Here is a 19,267-nt window from a genome sequence, read left to right on the forward strand (position 1 = left end):
TCTGCACCGTGGTATACAGAAGCATTACTGTATATCGCTGCCTCGCTTTTCGTGATTGTCGTATGTTTTGTGCTCAGAGTAATCATTGGACGAAAGATGAAGAAGAGGTGAGCTATATGTTTATGCTGTTTGAGTTTATGTTTCCGATTATCTTCGTAATGGTTTTTGGCATGATCATCTTCCAGTTTGTGACAGGAATCGGAACATGGCATAAAAACAATCAGTCACCGCGTTTGTCGGTGAGTGCAACCATCGTCGCAAAGCGTGAAAATATCACACATCATAGCCATGCAAATGCGGGTGACCTGTCTGGAACTCATGGCTACCATTCGACTTCAAGTACCAGCTACTATGTCACGTTTCAGGTAGAGAGCGGTGACCGGATGGAACTGTCGGTTTCTGGCAGAGAATATGGAATGCTGGCGGAAGGCGACATTGGGAAACTTACGTTTCAGGGAACGAGATATCTGTCATTTGAGCGCGTGTGATTCTGGAGGTGATAGTGTGAAAGGAAGTAGACGAGGAGGTGATTTTAAGAAAAAGTTTATGTCAATTCAAGTTAACGAATCCAGAATTAATGTCGCGATGGTCTTCTAATAATGAAGAACCAATGTCACATTATTTAAATAATTCATGTTACCGAGCACTCTGGAAATGCCCTGATTGTGGTGGCGAATATATAAGTTCTATTCGAGATATGGCAACGGGAAACGTGGATTGTGTGTATTGTTCAATGAAAGAAGTTCTTCCGGGTGTTAATTCCTTTGCCGTATTGCATCCGGATTTAATGAATGAGTGGAACCATTTGGATAACTATTTGTTATGTGATCCTGATCAGATTTTGGATAATTGCATAACACCTGTTTGTTGGACATGCCCAGTGTGTGCACACGATTATAAGTGCTCACCAAAGCAACGGATTCTTTATCAAAAACGAAACATGGATGCTTGTACTTTCTGTAAAGGTTTGCGAAGAAAGGAACGGCATTATATTTGACTAAGAGAAGGTCACTTTACATCCCTCAAAATGGGTAAAGCGACCTTTAACATCAATTATGCGACGGGGGACAGCTCGGCTTCTGGAACAAACAAGACGGCAGAAACAGAGCAGGCCACACAGGCTGTTACGCAGGCAGCTTCTCAGCAGACCAACACGGAATCCTATATCCTCAATACCAATACAAAGAATTTTCATCGGCCGTCCTGTTCATCGGTCAAACAGATGAAGGAGAGCAATAAAAAATCCTCATCAGAGAGTAGGGATGCGCTGATTGCTGCAGGTTATGATCCGTGTAAAAAATGCAATCCGTAAAAATGTGTCAGATATTTAAAAAATATGGAAGAGGAAGGTTGTAGTTCTATATTGCAATACTTCTTCTTTGCGCATATTGGATATGCTGTTGAGGGCGACTGTTGCACGCAGAAGATAAGTTGCGCCGGTCTGCGATAATGTGCTGTTTGTATAAGGAAAAGGACAAGGAGTTATGATGAATTTTAGTGGGATATTGATTGGTGTGCTTACCTTTTTTCTGATTGGATTGTTCCATCCTATTGTTATATATGCGGAGTATTACTTTGGAAGCCGCTGTTGGCCGGTATTTTTGCTGGTGGGCATTTTGTGTATGATTCTATCCGTAAGAATGCAGGAAATACTTTGGTCGGTTTCCCTGGGTGTCTTGGGCGTCAGTTGCTTTTGGAGCATTAAGGAACTGAAAGAACAGGAAAAAAGAGTGGAAAAAGGATGGTTCCCGAAGCGGAAGGTGGATAAGCACTAAAGAAGAAAGCGGGGAGATGAGAAGATGGCGGTATGGAGATTACAGGTGAATACTGGAGGAGCGAACGTTGCGGATTATTGCTTGCAAAACCATGTTGCAGCACTTTGGGCTGGCAAGGTACTTGCTATGGAGCGTTTACGAAATGAGAGATAGAGCGTATGGAAATAATCTATACGTTGTCAACGCACCATAGCGTTTACTATACGTTCTATTTTTTTCCTTTTTAAGAAAAGTGATTAAAAAACTATTGACAATTTGTTACTGGGAGAGATAGAGAGTGCGTTTTGATGAACTTTTTGAAATGAGAAAACTGACAGGAATAAAATTAAAGGACTACATCAGTGGCAATGGATTCTCTAAGGTATCGTTCTGCAAAAAGGCAGAAATTTCTCGACCTACTTTAGATAAAATTTTAAATGGCGAGATAGATAGTAAAAGCTCATTCGATAAGCATTTGAATAAAATTTTTACCAGTTTGGGCATTGGCCCGGATACTTTGATGGAATTTTCAACGAAAACGCAAAGCGTAGATGCGATGTACTCGCAAAATGCTCTGATAAATTATCAAATGAATGATAAGGCAAAGATGGAGTATGATCTGTTGCAGGATATTTTAAACCTTTGCAGTGTTTATTATTAGAGGCAGAAGGCCATGAGTGAACAAACTACAGCTGCCAACTTAGACGAAGTTATTGAGACACAGATGAAGCAGAGTGAGAGTGCTTGAACTAGGAAAACCGATGGCATAGACTATAAGCAGTCGAGGTCATCGGTTTTCTTGGCAAATATGAATTTTGAACTTTATTTTAGCAAAATACTATTTTCACTTTACACGGAAATAAAGTACGAAATTAGCCTTTTTTACCTAAAAATTTTTTTTACTTTTTGCCTTTTTTGCCCTTTACTCTTTTTCTCTCAGCTGCACCTTATTCCTTGCGCTTCGCCGCCGTTCATCCTCCAGCGCCGCATAATGCTTCTTCGTCGTATTGACATCACTGTGTCCCAAAACATCCGCGACGAGGTAAATATCGCCGGTTTCACGGTACAGATTCGTGCCGTAGGTGCTGCGGAGCTTATGTGGCGTGATCTTTTTTAGCGGTGTGACGAGCTGTGCGTATTTTTTGACCATTTTTTCCACGCTACGTACGTTAATGCGCTTACGCTGCATGGAGAGGAAGAGTGCTTCTTCGCTGCCTTCCTCTGGGACAATATGTTCACGCTCGCTGAGATAGTCCTGAAGCGCATATTCTACCTCGGCACCAAAATATACGATGACTTCCTTTCCGCCTTTTCGATGAATCCTAAGACCACCGTTTCGGAAATCAACATCGTTGATATTCAGTCCGACACATTCTGATACACGAAGCCCCGTACCAAGCAGAAGCGTCATCATCGCCAGATCTCGCAGCTTGGTCTTTGCATGGTAGGCTTTCTGTTTTTCAGTCAGACATTCTCCATCCTCAACCTCATCCAGGAAACGCGCCACCTCGTCAACATCGAGGCGTATAATTTCTTTTTCATGAATCTTGGGAAGCTGCAGAAGAGAAGCGGGGTTATTCTGAATCCGCTCGGTCCGGTAAAAGTAGTTGTAAAAGCTCTTGACCGTCGAGACTTTCCGCATGATACCACGCTCTGTATTTATCAGATCCTCACGTTTTTCGGTCGAATAACATTTCAGATACTCCATATATTCTTCCAGATCCATCAATTTGATTTCATCCAGAAGAGAGAGCGGCAAATCGCGCAGCTTCTTTGATTTAAGCTCTGGATTTGCTTGTTTCAGGAAATCAAAAAATGTCTTTAAATCATAGGCATACGCAAGCCGGGTGCGCGCTGATGTACGAGGTTCAATGCCGCGGAAGAAATCGGTACAGAACGGTGGCAGCTCTTTCAGAATGCCTCGGATTCGTTTTGTGTTTTCGATGTCTTCCTGTTCGTGGTAGGAGAGTGCAGCCATATCACAATTCCTCCTTTGGTGATGATGAAAGGTCCGAATGTATCAAATTTTTCAGGTGTCGATCGGTCCGTTCCGGCCATCCGGGATTGTTTCCATCAATAATCGCATGGAAAAAGCGATCCTTTACCCCCGGTGAATCATGGTTGAGTTTCCTTGTTAATTGTTTCACATACTCGCGTTTTGTTTTTCCATCTACGGGACATGGATTTTTACAGACAGGAAGATGATATTTGTTTTTAAATCCGATCACATCGGCTTCCTGGACATATATCAGCGGGCGGATCAGCGTCAATCCCGTTTTGTCCAAATGGGTTTTCGGCGAGAAGGAATAGAAACGCCCCTCATAAATCAAGGATAAAAGCATGGTATCGATCAGATCGTCACGGTGATGTGCATAGGCGATTTTATTACAGCCAAGTTTCAGAGCCGCTTCATTTAAAGCGCCTTTTCGCATCTTGGCACAGAGCGCACATGGATTGGATTCCTGACGGGTTTCAAAGAGAATCTTGCCGATTTCCGTCGGAACGACCGTGTAGGGCACGTTTAATTCATCACAAAGCTCCTGAACCGGTTTTAAATCAAATGCAGCCGCATCCGATGAAAGCGTCGGCGACAACCGGTTCGAAACCTCCGGAGAAAGTGCCTGAAAGCCCAGATCAACTGTAATAGCACAAAGTTCAAATGGTTCCGGGTAAAACCGGCGAAGCCCCTGTAAAGCATATAAAAGTGTCAGGCTGTCTTTACCGCCAGAAATACCGATAGCTATTTTATCGCCGGATTGAATCAGACGATAGTCATCAACCGCCTGGCGGGTTAAACTTAGAAGACGTTGAAGTTTCATGAGAACATCCTTTCAAATATAACGAATGAATAGTTTAGCAAATAAATTAAGTGCATACGCATATTTACATTTCAAACTATTCGATAAAGTAGGCTTTCGCGAATAGTTTTGTCTATCTCCCTATCATACCATGTTTCCCTTTATTTGTAAATAAATCTTTTTACGAATTATTCAATATCGTATTTCAGCATAAAAACAAACCTAAACACAAAATGGATGGATGCCGCCTTTGCCATTTACCAGCAAACACTCCAGCAAAAAACAAAGGCAACATCCATCCAGCTCAAAATCCCTTATGACTAATTCATATTCATTTTATTCTTTATTCACTTCTTAATCCAAAAACGCCCGGTAATACGGCCAGACCGTATGGACCTTTCCGACCGTTACATTGCTTGCACTGCCGGATTCATGTACGCCCAGTATGGTTCCGTCTGCGTTCCAGCCTAAAAACATTACAACGTGCGAATTACCGCCAAGCTGGACAAGCAAGTCGCCCGGCTGAAGCTCTGCGCTGTTGATCGCCCGTCCTGTCCGCACAATCTCGTAGGTGCTGGCGGCACCCATTCTATTGCCAAGCGCGGTCCAGTATACCCAGTTGACCCATCCAGAACAGTCAAGCCCTGACAAAATCCGTCCCTTGTAATCCGGGCTTGTCACGCTGGCAAAATGATTGCCGGAAAGTCCTGCTGTACTCGGTTTTCCTCCATAATAATATGGAATCTTGCCAACGGAATTGAGCGCGCATGTGATAACGGCACGCCGCTCCGGTGATAAATCCTCTGGAAGTAAATCCAGGTAAGACGCAATTTCTGCCGGTGTCAGCGGATTCCCGAGTGCAAACTCTGAACTGGCAAGACCGTACATTTCCTGCCAATCCTGAGCAGCGAGTGTCTGGGCGGCTGTCTGTTTTTCTTCCGTCCAACCCTGCCAGTTCCCGACAGTCTGATTTCCCGTTCCATCGAGCGCAAACAGATTATGCTTCTCTTTCAGACCGGTTGTCTTAACGGTAATGGTCAGATCAACATGTCCCGGGCAATATTTTCCGTTTTCATTTAATGTAACTGCCGCAGCGCTCTCCGCACTGAACGTCGCCTCTGACGGGGACGCAGCCGCTTTTGATTCGGCTGCCTGCTCCTGTGTGGAAGCCCCCGGTCCCTGTGCCGGTTTGACATAATTATTTGCTGTGGATGCCGCCTCGCTCTCCGTTAACGGCTCCTCTACCGCTGTCTGACCGTCTCCTGCGCCCTGGGCATCTAAAGCCTCCGAGGATGCCTCTCCTGCTGCACTGCCGCTCTCCACATCGTCATCTGCTGTTTCCTCTGTCGCCGGCTCGTCCGGCAGTTCTGTACAGCCCTCACAGTAATACACATTGCTAATGCTCACGTGGTACTGGTGGGAACTGGTCCAGAGCTGATTGATATAGGTATTGAACAGGTCTGTATTTTTCCAGTCCAGGCTATATGTATATACGTTTGCCATGGACAAAATATCGGTCGCATTGGATGCGAGGGACGTCGGCTTTCCGTCTCCGTCGCATATCTGGAAACGGATATTTTTCCAAGTTGGAACTACCCAGCTCGCCGGGTCCTGCGCGTTATGCTCTGGATTGGAGGGATCATAGCTGCCGAGTACCTGCGCAGCTGGCAGTCCCATTTTCTGGGAAGCTGTAAGCGGTGTCGTCTGGATCCACCCGTAGATCTCCGATATCCACTGTGCATCCCTCGCTCCAAGCGCTTCGTACATCTTCGCGCCCCAGGTATCTTCTGTCCCCATACTCCGGAATTGTTTTGCAAGTTTATACCATGGAAGAGACTCAAATGCCGCCAATGGATCAGACAAATCAACAGCGCTCTCTTCCGTCCGGAGCGCCATCAGGTTATACTCCGTTTCCGACGGAACATATTCTTCCGAGTCTGCCCCCAGACCATTTAAAAACCGGGATGCCATGTGAATCGGGTGTACCATTTTCTTCATCAGACGGTCGCAGAAGGATTCGTCTATATCATTTTGTGTCTCCTGGTCTAAAATCCCATCTGCAATCACAACTTTATCAGCAGGCACACCGACTGATAAATCCACCTCCGGGCGCACTGCTTCGGCAATCCCGCACAATAAAATACCCGATGCCGCCATGAGCGCCGTTCGGATTATATAAGAATGTCTTTCTTTCATCATCATTTTCTTCATGTATCTACATTCAAAATCTTAAGTAACTATTTTGTTTTTATACCCCAACACAATCTCATCTTCAAAGCATCCAGGCGCAAAAAACCGGTGCGTCCTTTCTGATTCTTCACCAGAAATTCAAACACACCGGTTTTAATTATACTTTTATGCGTTCTCGTTTACCTTAAGAAATTCTTGTTTCTTTTTGGCGAATTCCTTAATAATTTCTACGGCACCGTCAACGCCTACGACACTGCTGTTGATGCAGAGGTTATAGCTCTTGGAGCTGCCCCAGCGTTTGCTGGAATAATAGTTATAATAACCAGAACGCTGCTTATCGGTCTTGATCATCACATCTTTTGCCTTATCGCGGGTAATATTGTGACGTTTCATCAATTCCTGAATCTTCACTTCCTCATCTGCACAGATGAAAACAGACACTACGTTCGGATAATCTGCCAGCGCATAGTCCGCACACCGTCCTACAATGACACAGGATTCTTCATCTGCCAGTTTCTTGATCGTGTCAAACTGTGCCAGGAAAATCTTGTGGTTGATCGGCATATCCATATAAGCCGATGTATTATAACCCATCGAATAGGTGTCCATCACCAGTGAATATAAGAAGCTGTTGGTTGGTTTCTCATCATGCGTCTTAAAAAGCTCTTCACAGAGACCGCTGTTCTTCGCTGCCAGTGCAAGAAGCTCTTTATCATAGCACTTGATTCCCAATGATTCCGCCAGTTTTCGTCCAATCGCTCTTCCGGAGCTGCCGCATTCGCGACCGATTGTAATTACTAAATTTCTTTTCATGTCTCCCTCAACTCCTTTCAAGTTCTGCCTTTATTATAACACAAGCTATCTGAAAAGTCATCATTTTTTCGGAATAAAAGGTATTTCTTAGCGACACAGAAATAAACTATCTGAAAAGAATGTGTATACGAATTAGAACGATCTTACTATTCGCGTTACTTTTACTTTCCAGCTTTTTTCCGCAGCTTCTCCAGCAGTTCTTCAAAATACGCTGGCAGCGGCGCAGAAAACTCCACATACTCTCCGGTCCGCGGATGGATAAAGCCTAAGACTCCCGCATGCAGGGTCTGCCCTTCCAGTGAAAATGGCTGCCGCGCCGGACCGTACACCTCATCGCCCAGAAGCGGATGACCGATGCTTGCCATATGGACGCGGATCTGGTGTGTGCGTCCCGTCTCCAGGCGGCATTCGATAAATGTATACGCCCCGAAGCGTTCCAGTACGCGGTAATGCGTGATCGCATCGCGCCCCTGTTTGGAGTGGATGCTCATTTTCTTGCGATCCGTCGGATGACGCCCGATCGGTGCATGGACAGTACCCTCATCCTCGCGCAGATTGCCAAATACGATGGCATAATACACGCGGGTGATCGAATGCACCTTGAGCTGTTCTGCGAGAGAATTGTGGGCGAAATCATTCTTGCACACCACCAGCACGCCGGTTGTGTTCATATCGATCCGATGGACGATCCCAGGGCGCATGACTCCGTTGATGCCGGAGAGCTGATCCTTGCAATGGTACATCAGCGCATTGACCAGAGTCCCCGTATAATGCCCTGCTGCCGGATGGACAACCATCCCCTTCGGCTTATTGACTAAAATTATATCCGAATCTTCATACAAAATGTCCAACGGGATATTTTCCGCCTCGATCGCCGCCTCCTCCGGTTTTGGAACTTCAAAGGCGATCGTTTCCCCACCATTTACCTTGAAACTGCTTTTAACCGCTTTTCCGTCTGCTGTAACGCTGCTCTCTTTCAGAAGTTTCTGCAAAAAGGAACGGGACAGATCCGGGCAGGCGTCCGCCAGAAATTTATCGATGCGGGTTCCAGCCGCCTCTTCTGGAACCAGATATTCCTGCATCATCGTCCCGACTCCTTTTTCGCACCTTTAAAAGAAAGGAATTCCAGTTCCTCATCCGAATAGAAGAAGAAAAACAGAAGGATCAGCGAGAACGTCGCGATCACCACATAGCAGTCTGCCACATTAAAAATCGGGAAATCAATCAGCTTAAAATACAGGAAATCCACCACATATTTCTGCGTCAGACGGTCGATCATATTGCCAACTGCGCCTGATACGAGCAGAAACAAGCTGCACATCAGCGGCAGATACCGTTTCCCTGCCGGCATCCGGTAAACCGCCCACAACACTGCCAGAATGACTGCCGCTGCAATCAGGAAGAAGAATCCCTGCCGTCCCTGCAGCATTCCAAAAGCAGCGCCGCGGTTTTCAGAATAATAAAATTCAAACACACCCTTAATGAGCACAAATGGCTTCTGCCCTTTCAGATGGACAACTGCCAGATGTTTTGTAAACTGATCCAGTCCGATGCTGACTCCCAGCCCGATAAAAAAGATAAAGAACTGTCGTAATTTCGTGTTCATGCACCTGATTCCTTTCCTGCTATTATACCAGCACCTGATCGAGTGCCTGTTTCATCTCGTCCTCGGTTACTGTGCGATCCACGTAGGCGTCGCCGATGGAATGAATGAGAATAAATTTGATGATGCCAGAATCCATCTTCTTGTCGTTCTTGGACGCTGCCACAATCGCATCTTTCTCAAGCCCGGATACCTGCGTACCGATATGGAATTCTCCCAGTGCTTCTTTGAAGCGGTTTGTTTCCTCCGGTTTGATCATGCCGCGGTTTTCCGACAGCTTCATCGCTGCCAGCGCGCCGAGTGCCACGCATTCACCGTGCAGAAGTTCAAAGTTTTTCAGCTTCTCGATCGCGTGTCCCAGCGTATGACCAAAGTTTAAGAGCATACGGTCGCCTTTTTCGGTCGGATCCTTCTCTACCACAGCACGCTTGATCTCATTGCTCCAGGTCACTGTCTTGCGGAGTGCCTCCGGCTTTCTCGCCCAGATATCTGCCGCATTTTCAAGCAGCCACTCATAATATGCCGCATCCTTGATCAGACCATGTTTGATAACCTCGCCCATACCGGCGGAAAACTGGTTGTCCGGAAGCGTCTGAAGCGTATTGATATTGGTAAATACCAGCTTCGGCATATGAAACGCGCCAACCATATTTTTGTACGCGTCAAAATCAACGCCCGTCTTGCCGCCAATGCTGCTGTCCACCTGGGAAAGAAGCGTCGTCGGAATCTGCATGAAGGCAACGCCGCGCAGATAGGTCGCCGCCGCGAATCCGCAGAGATCGCCCACAACTCCGCCGCCGAGTGCTGCCAGCATATCGTTGCGGTCAAAATGGTTCAAAATCAGGGTTTCATATAAATCCCGGACGGTGTCGAGGTTTTTGTGCTCCTCGCCCGCCGGAAATACGAACGAAATTACCGTCTTGCAGCACGGCGCCAGAAGTTTTTTTACTTCATTCAGATATAATTTTTCTACGTTCGAATCCGTCACGATGCAGAGACGGCGGTTTGAAATGGAAAGTTTTTCGATTTCACCCGGAAGTGCCGAAAAATCTTCGGTCATCACAATATCATAGATCGGCTTCTCGTCCAGATGAACGGTTACGCGATTCATTTTCTCATTCTTTACTTCTGTCATTTGTTTTCAGTCCTTTCTTTTTTACACATATTTATCCGCATAAACATACAGACGTCCCCTTTTCGACAATCCCCCGCTCCCGGCAAAGCGGAATTTTCCCATGCCGCGCACAGATACAATCTCGCCCTCTTTAAGCTGCACCGCCGGGGAAGTCACCTGTTTCCCGTCAATAAATACCTTTTCGCCCTCAATGAGGGGCAGTATCTTCGTGCGGGAGGATGAAAATACCATCGCGATCACACTGTCAAGACGCGGTGATGCAACGCTTCCACTCACGCGCTCCATCTTCGGTGTGATCGGCTCCGTCGCGTCCGCCTTGCGGCAGATCACAGAGGTGTGGCGCACCATCGTGAGTTCCTGGCAGAGATAATCCGCCATCTTTTCCTGGCAGAAGACGCAGCAGCCATTTTCCTTCATCAGAATATCCCCGATGCAGCTGCGCTCAATCCCCAGGTTCATGAGCGCCCCGAGATAATCCCGGTGCGTCAGCGCCTCACTGTAACGCAGGTTTGCCGGAATGACCTCCAACACGGCAATCGGAAGTCCAAACTCCTCATCGTCATACGAAGCCAGAAAACAAAGAAGTTTGCGCTCTGCGCCCTCAAAGCCACCCGTCAGGCAAGTCCGCACCGGCGGCAGCGTCTTCTCGATCGAGTGAAAGATCGTCTGTTCATTTAACGACAAAAAGCCGGTACTTGTCTGTATATCGCGCTGATAACAGAGTCCGGCCAGTTCTATCATTCTCTTTTTTAAAAGCTGTTCTTCTTTTTCCTGCAGCATCGCGTGTTTCTACTCCTGTTCGAAAGTGCTTATATAAAGTGTGCTCCTGCTCAGAGAGCCTGTATACAATCAGAAATCACACAAATTTCCGATTGTATAATAAATACTCCCAGGTTCAGATATATAGCGAACCTGGGAGTATATCAGTATCAGAAGTGGAGATTCATCCCGGAAACATTCATGGAACCGTCTGCTAAGAGTTCGGGAAAGTCGCCGGACAGCTCAACCGATGACGGTGTCGCAATAAAAATGTAATTGGAAATCTTCTGGAGATTTCCATCCATCGAATAGGTCGCGCCACAGGTAAAATCAATGATACGCTGTGCAACCTCCATGTGGATTCCTTCCATATTTAAAACAACAGCTTTTCCAGCCAGCAGGTAATCGCAAATCTCTCTCGTATCCTCCATGGAAGTAGGTTTGATCAGAGATACTTCCATGCTGCGGCGCATCTGCACTACCTTATTGTTAGAGGAACGTGGCAGAAAACGCGGCTTAGATTCCTCCTCGTGGCGGTAATCATCCATCTCTTCGTCCCTCTTGCCGAAAGAACGCTTCTTAATCACCGGTTTTTCTTCTTCGTAATCTTCCTCATCGAAGTAATCGTCATCATTCTCTGTGAGACGCATTGTATCCATTAATTTGTTCAGAATACTCATAACCCTATTTCTCTCCTATCTTTGCCCTGGTTCCAAAAATGCCCGTACCGACTCTTACCATAGTTGCACCTTCTTCAATCGCTGTCTGATAGTCTCCGGTCATTCCCATCGAAAGGACATTCATAGTAACATTATCAATGTTTTTCCGTTTCATGTCAACATATAATTCATATAATTTTTTAAAAACACCACGATTTTCTTCCGAATTCTCTACAAATGGTGCAATCGTCATAAGTCCCTGTATGTGGACATGCGGGTACTTTGCAATTTCGCGTGCCGCTTCCTCGACTTCTTCCGGGGCAAAACCAAATTTGGACTCTTCTCCGGCGACATTGACCTCCAGAAGAATAGAAACGTCCAGATCACGTTTGACCGCTTCTTTTTCGATCTGCTCTGCCAGTCCCACCGTATCGACGGAGTGAATCAGAACTGCCTTGTCAATTACCTGACGGACTTTATTTTTCTGTAAATGTCCAATCATATGCCAGCGGATATCAGACGGCAGCTGCGGTTCCTTCTCCAGAATCTCCTGCACTTTGTTTTCGCCGAAATCTCTGGCGCCGGCATCATATGCTTCTTGAAGCATCGGCACCGGCTTTGTCTTACTGACCGCGATCAGCGTGACATCCTCCACCTTCCGTCCGCTCCGCTCGCAGGCGTTCCGTATATTCTGACGTACTTCTTCTAACTGTTCCTGAACCATATGTGATACACCTTCCTTATCTCTATATTTTGGAAATATCATTACTGATATACGATCTGGCCATCCGATACGGTACTGGCATCCAACACGATATGGTCATAAACCGATAATCCATATTTGGTTCCTTTTTCTACAATGTAATATTCACCGCTATTTGCAAGTTCTTTCACCTGCTTGAACACCGCGTATCCCTTATTAATATTGTAAGCACCTGTCAGCTTTGCCGTCGGTCCTACCTGGAAGCGCTCGTTTGAATCCGGTTTCACCAGATAATCGCCGCTCTTTAACAGCCCATCGTCGCTCTTCTCGACATAATAATACTCATCAGTCGAGCTGTAAATCTCCGGCGTGACAAATTCAATCGACGCCTTTCCGCCTTCGCCGTAAACTTCTTTATTGAAGCCAGCCTCATCTTCAGTAGCGTTGCCGCCCGTTGTCATATAATCAACTGGAATGGTATAAAATTCCTTCTCCATCACCGATGATACCGGAATTTTAAGTCCCTGCGTTTCCTCGCTGGAGATCTCGAAGTTCATAAAACGCTCGGATTCAAACTGGATCATGTAACGGTCCAGATCCAGGCGTCCATACAGATTGCCATCGGAACCGGTAAACATCGAATAATTCCCCCGGAATTTCATATCACTTCCCAACGGCTCGATCGTCAGTGTATCTTGATCGGCAAACTGCTCTTTATCCTTGTCATCCATCTGAAACACGATACTCCAGTTCTCCGATGTGATGATCTTGTACACCGGCGTGCCCGCCTCGATCAGTTCCCCAGCTCGTCCCACCTGCCGCGTATATTGACTCCGGTCAAACGAATCCGCCGTCACCTCATCCGGCGCGACCCCCTCAAAAGAATCGGTCACATAGGAAATAATACCCGGCTGGGGCGCCGATATCTGTTTGTAATTGATACCCTGTGCCTGAAGCTGTGCATCCATATCGCCCAGCGCATTGAAATTCATATACTCTGCAACCGAAGCCTGCAAAGAATATTTGGCGTCGTAGACGCTTTCAAAGCGCTGATCGTTGTAGGATAAACAGAACGAACTGAGTTGTTTCTTCAAATCAGCCAGATTTTCTGCTGACAGGGACATCCCAGAGGACTGATTTTCTTCCAAAAATTTCCCCAGCTCGCCGGTCTCATCTAGCGAATAGACGCGCGATCCAGCGCCTGCCCGCTTTCCCTCGCGCACATAATAGTTGACGTACCCGGTCTGCGGTGCATTTTCCACTGTCTCATCCCGAAACAGGATTCCGTTGTATTCTTTATTATTTACAATACTTCCCTCGACGACCTCATAAAACTGGACGTGATCCCGCCTGAGATATGTATAGACACTGAAAGAAAGATAGACGAAAATCATGGCAAAAATGATCATGCCTACATTGATATTCAATGGCTTTCTGTAGCGTACAATTTTCTTGTTTTTGGCCATGCAGCTCCATCCTCCCTTTTCCCGATGTACTTCTCTGGCAGCTGTTTCTGCAGTTTCACAGTTACCAGACAAAAATCCACGCAAATTTGTCTCCGGCCATGGACTTTTGCAATATTCTGTATAGCCCAACGTACAGCCTTTATTATACGAGTGAATTGTCCAAATTTCAAGATCAATTCATCCCGTCAATTATACAGAATCATCCATAATCTGCAGATGCCAGAAGGAGCGGCAGGGAGTATCGCCCGCATTCCGCATCGTGTGATAGAGATTCGGCTTGATATAGATCGAATCGCCCGGTCCTAAGAGATAAACCGTTCCATCCAGATTGACCTCCATCTTGCCTTCCAGAATGACTCCGACCTCCGCGTATGGATGCAGCCCCCAGGACGGCGGTGTATCTTTTGTCTCTGGATCATAGGTTGAAAACTCATAAATACCGCGTTTCTTTCCAAAATCCAGACGGCGGATTTGAAGCTTGTACTCATCATATTCATATAACTGCTGCTCCTCCTGGCGGATCAGGGTTCTCTCCTCGCCGGAAGGACTGAGCAGATCCCGGATCGAAATACCAAGCGCCACGCAGATGCGCTGCAGATTGTTCAGCGTCGGGCTTGCCTGGTTCCGCTCCAGATTGCTCAGATATCCCACTGACAGATCGGTAAACTGGGACAGCTTCTGGATCGTGATAGATTTACTCTTGCGAATCTCCTTGATCCGCTGTCCAATATTCTCCACTTCTTCAAATTCCATGCAATCCCTCCGAACGTTTTATTTTTACGGTTCTGCTATTTTTCATTATGCGTTCCGTTTTTTCCATGCCGCCTCGATCTGATCGAGCGCCTGTGCAATCACACTGCGCGAACTGCCCAGATTAAAGCGCATAAATCCAGATCCCTGTTCACCCGAATGCGTGCCCGGATCCAGCCATACCTTCGCTTCATTCGAGAAGAATGCCATCAATTCATCATCCGTCATCCCCAGTTCACGGCAATCCAGCCATGCCAGATACGTTCCCTCCGGTTCTACCAGTTGAATCTGCGGCACACGGTTTTTACAGAAATCGCGCACCAGTGCCAGATTGCCAGCCAGATAGCCGATAAGCTGATCCAGCCATTCCCCGCCGCCTTCATACGCTGCACGGCAGGCGAACAATCCCAGACGGTTCATATTTTCCTGACCAACATCCAGCAGCTCCGACCGGAATTTACGCCGCATCTCCGGATCCGGGATAAAGAGGTTTGATGTCGCCATGCCAGCCAGATTGAAGGTCTTGCTCGGCGCTGTACACATCATCGAATGAAGGCATGCTTCCTCTGAAATCGACGCATACGGAGTCTGCTCATGCCCCTGCCATACAAAATCGCCATGGATCTCGTCGCTGATCACGTATACATGGTGGCGCAGGCAGATGTCAGCCAGTGCGGTCAGCTCTTCCCTCGTCCAGACACGGCCAACCGGATTGTGCGGATTGCATAAAATCATCAGTTTGACATGCTCATCCAGCACCTTCTGCTCCAACTCTTCCAGATCCATCTCATAATGTCCATCTTTTAAAACCAGCGGATTCTCCACCAGCGTCCGCTTATTGCGGAGGATCGCCCGGCTGAATGGATGGTAGACCGGCGGCTGGATCAACACCGCATCGCCCTCCTGGGTAAAAGCCCGCACTGCGATCGAGAGTGCAAACACGATACCTGGCGTGCAGGTCATCCACTCCGGCTGCAGAGTCAGATGATGGCGTTTCTGATACCACGCTGCCACCGCATCAAAGTACGACTCATCTGCCCGGCTGTAACCGAAAATCCCGTGATCTACTGCCTTTTTCAGCGCTTCAACCACGCTGTCCGGCGATCGAAAATCCATATCCGCCACCCAGAGCGGCAGAATATCATCCGCTTTCCCATTTTCTTTCTTAAAATCATGCTTGATCGACCAAGTATGGGTCCGATCGATCGGTGTATCAAAATCGTACTGCATAGAAAATCCACCTTTCTGTTATATATCGTTAAAATTTTCCAAATTCAGCCATAATTTTAAAAAAATTCTAACTAATATTTTACACCAGTCGGCGATCAATGTCTACAATTACTCCCTCAATTAGCCAAAAAACTAAGAAGCTGACGAGGACAGGGCGGTCTGGCTTTCAGCTTATCAAATTGTACGCATTTTGAGCACAGATGTCCGAATGAGGCGGATGTAAGTCCGCATCAGGCGAGCATCTGTAGCGAAAGCAAGCGAACAATGATAAGTCTGAGAAGCCAGGCTGTCCTGTCCCCGTCAGCTTCGACGCCTTCACGAATCTATTTAATTTACTTTACCATATGACAAGCCACAAAATGCCCCGGCGTCACTTCCCGGAGTTCCGGCAGCTTCGCCCGGCACTCCTCCGTCGCATACGGACATCTCTCGGCAAAACGGCAGCAGTCCTTCGGGTTGATCGGACTTGGAATCTCGCCCTTGACCATGATACGCTTCTTCTCACGCACCAGCTTCGGATCCGCAACCGGAATTGAGGACAGAAGCACCTGCGTGTACGGATGCAGCGGGTGTGCATACAGCTCTTCAGAATCGGCAAATTCAACCATTGTTCCCAGATACATAACGATGACACGGTCAGAAATGTATTTAACGACGCTCAAGTCATGTGCGATGAAGAGATAGGTCAGTCCCATTTCTTCCTGCAGTTCTTTTAACATATTTAAAACCTGCGCCTGGATCGAAACATCCAGTGCGGAGATCGGCTCGTCGCAGATTACAAACTCCGGTTCGACCGCTAATGCCCTGGCAATACCAATTCTCTGTTTCTGACCGCCGGAAAACTCATGCGGGAAACGGGACATATGGTCGCGGTTCAGACCGACGCGCTTCAGGATCGCCTCTACCTTCTGATCCACATCCTTGTCCGTCGCCAGTCCATGCAGTTTCATGCCGGAACCGATGATATCCTTGACCGTCATACGCGGGTTTAGGGAGGAATGTGGATTCTGGAAGATCATCTGCACATTTTTGCGGAATGCTTTTTCCTCTTCACGGGTGTATTTAAAAATATCTTTTCCTTTATAGGTAATCGTGCCTGCTGCCGGCTCATACAGCTTTACCAGGCACCGTCCCGTCGTGGACTTGCCGCATCCGCTCTCACCTACCAGTCCCAACGTTTCACCTTTATAAATCGTAAAATGCACGTGATCAACTGCTTTCAGCACTTTTCCCCTGCCGACGTTGAAATACTGGCAGAGATCCGTGACCTGGAACAGGGGTGTGCTCCTATCAATTTGTTTTGCCATGGTGTCCCCTCCGTTTCTCTTCCGGCAGAGCCGCAACATTTTCCTCTTCTTCCTGTTTCTGCGCCTCAGTCAGCCCTTTCATGATATCCACCTTCGGCGCATATTCATGCTGCAGCCAGCACGCACAGGTATGTTCGTCTGAAAGCCTGTGAAATTCCGGCTGTTCTTCATAACAGACCTTCATCGCAAACTCACAGCGCGCTGCAAACGGGCATCCTTTCGGCGGTGCAAACAGATCCGGCGGAGTTCCGTCGATGGGCACCAGCTTCTGATTCTTGGAGGTATCCAGCGTAGCGATTGATTTGATGAGACCTGCCGTGTACGGATGTGCCGTCTCATAGAAGATCTCATCAACCGTTCCTTTTTCAGCCACCTTGCCGCCATACATAACAAGCACGCGGTCGCACATCTTGGCGATAACTCCGAGATCGTGGGTAATCAGGATAATCGAGGTGTTCATCTTATCGCGCAGTTCCTTCAGAAGATCCAGGATCTGTGCCTCGATTGTTACATCCAGCGAGGTCGTCGGCTCATCCGCGATGATGATGCTCGGCTTGCCGACCAGCGCGATCGCGATCATGACACGCTGCTTCATACCACCGGACAGCTCATGCGGATACTGTTTATAACGGCGCTCCGGCTCATTAATGCCGACCAGACGCAGGATCTCCAGCGCCCGTTCCCTGACTTCTGCCCGGGTCATCCCCTTCCGTCCGACAAAAACCTCCTCGATCTGTTTTCCAACCGTCATGGTTGGGTTTAACGAGGTCATCGGATCCTGAAAGATAAATCCAATCTCCACACCGCGGATTTTCCGCATCTCGCGGTCTGTCTTGGTGATGATCTCCTCGCCTTTATACTTGATCGAACCGCCCTCAAAAAATCCCGGCGGCTCCGGGTTGAGCTTTAAAATGCACTGGGAGGTAACGCTCTTGCCGCATCCGCTCTCGCCTACAATTCCAAGAATCTCGCCTTCGCGTACATTAAAACTGACATCCCGGACGGATTTTACCACGCCGCCGTATGTATGGAACGAGAAGGTCAGATTCTTGATTTCCAATATATTTTTAGCCATTGTCTCCTACCTCCTATTCCGTTCCTCTCAATCTCGGGTCAAATGCATCCCGCAGACCATTTCCGAGCTGGTTGAGCGCCAGTACAGTTGTACAGATAAAGAATGCCGGCACGTACAGCATATGCGGCGCTGCCGTCATCATACGGGTTCCCTCTTTTGCCAGAACGCCCCAGCTTGCCTGCGGCGGGGAAATGCCGAGACCGATATAACTCAAGAACGCCTCCTGGAAGATGGCGCTCGGAATTGCCATTGTCAGGTTTGTGATCAGAAGACCCATTATATTCGGGATGATCTCACGCACGATGATGGTGAACGCCGACTCGCCCATGACGCGGGCTGCCAGTACGAAATCCTGCTCTTTCAAGCGGTATACTTCGCCTCTGGTAAAACGGCAGGTTCCCGTCCATCCAACAATAACCATTGCAATGATTAAGCTTTTAACGCCGGAGCCTAATACTACCATAACCAAAATACAGACGATCAGAGATGGAATACCATAAATAACATCGATAATACGCATGACGATCATATCAAACTTGCCGCCATAATAGCCGCAGAAACCGCCCAGCACTGTACCAATTACAGTATTTAAAAGGGCTGCCAGAAGACCGATCGTCAAAGAAACACGCGCGCCCATCCAAACACGTACCCAGAGGTCACGCCCCAGAGAGTCGGTTCCCAGCCAATGAGCTGCTGAAATCCCCTTGCTCATCGAGTAGGCATCCTGCTGGTCAAATCCGTAGTGGCTGAACATCGGTGCAAAGATCGCTAACAGTCCATATGCAATCAACAGAATCAGACTGAAATATGCCGCCTTATTTGTCCGGATTCGTCTCCACGCCTCCTGCCAGAAGGTCAGGCTTGGTCGGGAGATCGATTCCATTTTTTCAATATTTTTACCTACCATCTCAAACTTGTCGCGGGTAATCGTGCGTCCATCTGTCAGGTTTTCGGATGTGCCTGCTGCTGCGCCGGAATTCTCAGAAGGCAGCACATTTCCATCTTTCATTTTCATCTCACCCATA

At 47.5% G+C, this 19,267-nt stretch carries 20 protein-coding genes; 4 read left to right on the top strand and 16 right to left on the bottom strand.

The annotated features are described in order from the left end of the window. Window positions 1-116 precede the first annotated feature (116 nt). From DXD12_RS02850 to DXD12_RS02870, 4 genes are all read left to right on the top strand, one after another. Entirely contained in the window at window positions 117-488 is a 372-nt protein-coding gene (locus DXD12_RS02850; protein WP_106999873.1) for a DUF2500 domain-containing protein, read from the top strand. A gap of 539 nt (window positions 489-1,027) precedes the next feature. Next, window positions 1,028-1,312, top strand: coding sequence for an Ada metal-binding domain-containing protein (locus tag DXD12_RS02860; RefSeq protein ID WP_118637298.1), 285 nt, complete (start codon window positions 1,028-1,030; stop codon window positions 1,310-1,312). 175 nt (window positions 1,313-1,487) lie between these two features. Then, complete coding sequence (locus DXD12_RS02865; RefSeq protein ID WP_117795386.1) at window positions 1,488-1,775, top strand: DUF4491 family protein; 288 nt, start codon at window positions 1,488-1,490, stop codon at window positions 1,773-1,775. 277 nt (window positions 1,776-2,052) lie between these two features. Further along, window positions 2,053-2,415 carry a helix-turn-helix transcriptional regulator gene (locus tag DXD12_RS02870; RefSeq protein ID WP_118293712.1) on the top strand — a complete coding sequence of 121 codons (363 nt, stop codon included), beginning with the start codon at window positions 2,053-2,055 and terminating at the stop codon, window positions 2,413-2,415. A 261-nt stretch (window positions 2,416-2,676) separates the two neighbouring features. Here DXD12_RS02870 and DXD12_RS02875 read toward each other — a convergent pair whose 3' ends face one another. The 16 genes from DXD12_RS02875 to DXD12_RS02950 form a co-directional block, all read right to left on the bottom strand. After that, entirely contained in the window at window positions 2,677-3,732 is a 1,056-nt protein-coding gene (locus DXD12_RS02875) for a tyrosine-type recombinase/integrase (RefSeq protein WP_118637301.1), read from the bottom strand. 1 nt (window position 3,733) lies between these two features. Next, window positions 3,734-4,573 carry a tRNA 2-thiocytidine biosynthesis TtcA family protein gene (locus DXD12_RS02880; protein WP_118637303.1) on the bottom strand — a complete coding sequence of 280 codons (840 nt, stop codon included), beginning with the start codon at window positions 4,571-4,573 and terminating at the stop codon, window positions 3,734-3,736. 333 nt (window positions 4,574-4,906) lie between these two features. Continuing rightward, entirely contained in the window at window positions 4,907-6,763 is a 1,857-nt protein-coding gene (locus tag DXD12_RS02885) for an NlpC/P60 family protein (protein WP_118637305.1), read from the bottom strand. A 144-nt stretch (window positions 6,764-6,907) separates the two neighbouring features. After that, window positions 6,908-7,555: a cytidylate kinase-like family protein gene (locus DXD12_RS02890; protein WP_118637307.1), complete on the bottom strand. Its 648-nt coding sequence runs from the start codon at window positions 7,553-7,555 to the stop codon at window positions 6,908-6,910. A gap of 161 nt (window positions 7,556-7,716) precedes the next feature. Next, window positions 7,717-8,640 (bottom strand): RluA family pseudouridine synthase, encoded by a 924-nt coding sequence (locus DXD12_RS02895; protein ID WP_118491389.1) that lies wholly within the window; start codon window positions 8,638-8,640, stop codon window positions 7,717-7,719. Then, window positions 8,637-9,161, bottom strand: coding sequence for a signal peptidase II (gene lspA, locus DXD12_RS02900; protein WP_106999863.1), 525 nt, complete (start codon window positions 9,159-9,161; stop codon window positions 8,637-8,639). Before lspA ends, DXD12_RS02895 begins: the two co-directional genes overlap by 4 nt. A gap of 22 nt (window positions 9,162-9,183) precedes the next feature. Next, a complete protein-coding gene (gene aroB / locus DXD12_RS02905) occupies window positions 9,184-10,293 on the bottom strand; it encodes a 3-dehydroquinate synthase (protein ID WP_118637309.1) in 1,110 nt (369 codons plus the stop codon). Between the two features lie 21 nt (window positions 10,294-10,314). Further along, window positions 10,315-11,073 carry a YlmH/Sll1252 family protein gene (locus tag DXD12_RS02910; RefSeq protein WP_243022481.1) on the bottom strand — a complete coding sequence of 253 codons (759 nt, stop codon included), beginning with the start codon at window positions 11,071-11,073 and terminating at the stop codon, window positions 10,315-10,317. Window positions 11,074-11,222: 149 nt separating this feature from the next. Beyond that, complete coding sequence (locus tag DXD12_RS02915) at window positions 11,223-11,732, bottom strand: cell division protein SepF (RefSeq protein WP_022358650.1); 510 nt, start codon at window positions 11,730-11,732, stop codon at window positions 11,223-11,225. Between the two features lie 4 nt (window positions 11,733-11,736). Further along, window positions 11,737-12,435 carry a YggS family pyridoxal phosphate-dependent enzyme gene (locus tag DXD12_RS02920; protein ID WP_106999861.1) on the bottom strand — a complete coding sequence of 233 codons (699 nt, stop codon included), beginning with the start codon at window positions 12,433-12,435 and terminating at the stop codon, window positions 11,737-11,739. A 41-nt stretch (window positions 12,436-12,476) separates the two neighbouring features. Beyond that, window positions 12,477-13,880 carry an HlyD family efflux transporter periplasmic adaptor subunit gene (locus DXD12_RS02925; RefSeq protein WP_118637311.1) on the bottom strand — a complete coding sequence of 468 codons (1,404 nt, stop codon included), beginning with the start codon at window positions 13,878-13,880 and terminating at the stop codon, window positions 12,477-12,479. 189 nt (window positions 13,881-14,069) lie between these two features. Continuing rightward, window positions 14,070-14,633: a cupin domain-containing protein gene (locus DXD12_RS02930; RefSeq protein ID WP_117795366.1), complete on the bottom strand. Its 564-nt coding sequence runs from the start codon at window positions 14,631-14,633 to the stop codon at window positions 14,070-14,072. 45 nt (window positions 14,634-14,678) lie between these two features. Continuing rightward, entirely contained in the window at window positions 14,679-15,860 is a 1,182-nt protein-coding gene (locus DXD12_RS02935) for a MalY/PatB family protein (protein ID WP_117795364.1), read from the bottom strand. A 332-nt stretch (window positions 15,861-16,192) separates the two neighbouring features. Beyond that, complete coding sequence (locus DXD12_RS02940; RefSeq protein WP_118637313.1) at window positions 16,193-17,167, bottom strand: oligopeptide/dipeptide ABC transporter ATP-binding protein; 975 nt, start codon at window positions 17,165-17,167, stop codon at window positions 16,193-16,195. Next, window positions 17,151-18,242, bottom strand: coding sequence for an ABC transporter ATP-binding protein (locus tag DXD12_RS02945; protein ID WP_022358656.1), 1,092 nt, complete (start codon window positions 18,240-18,242; stop codon window positions 17,151-17,153). Before DXD12_RS02945 ends, DXD12_RS02940 begins: the two co-directional genes overlap by 17 nt. A 13-nt stretch (window positions 18,243-18,255) precedes the next feature. After that, window positions 18,256-19,266: an ABC transporter permease gene (locus DXD12_RS02950; RefSeq protein ID WP_227589504.1), complete on the bottom strand. Its 1,011-nt coding sequence runs from the start codon at window positions 19,264-19,266 to the stop codon at window positions 18,256-18,258. Between the last annotated feature and the right edge of the window lies 1 nt (window position 19,267).

Source organism: Clostridium sp. TF11-13AC (genome assembly GCF_003481065.1).
Classification (GTDB): domain Bacteria; phylum Bacillota; class Clostridia; order Lachnospirales; family Lachnospiraceae; genus Otoolea; species Otoolea fessa.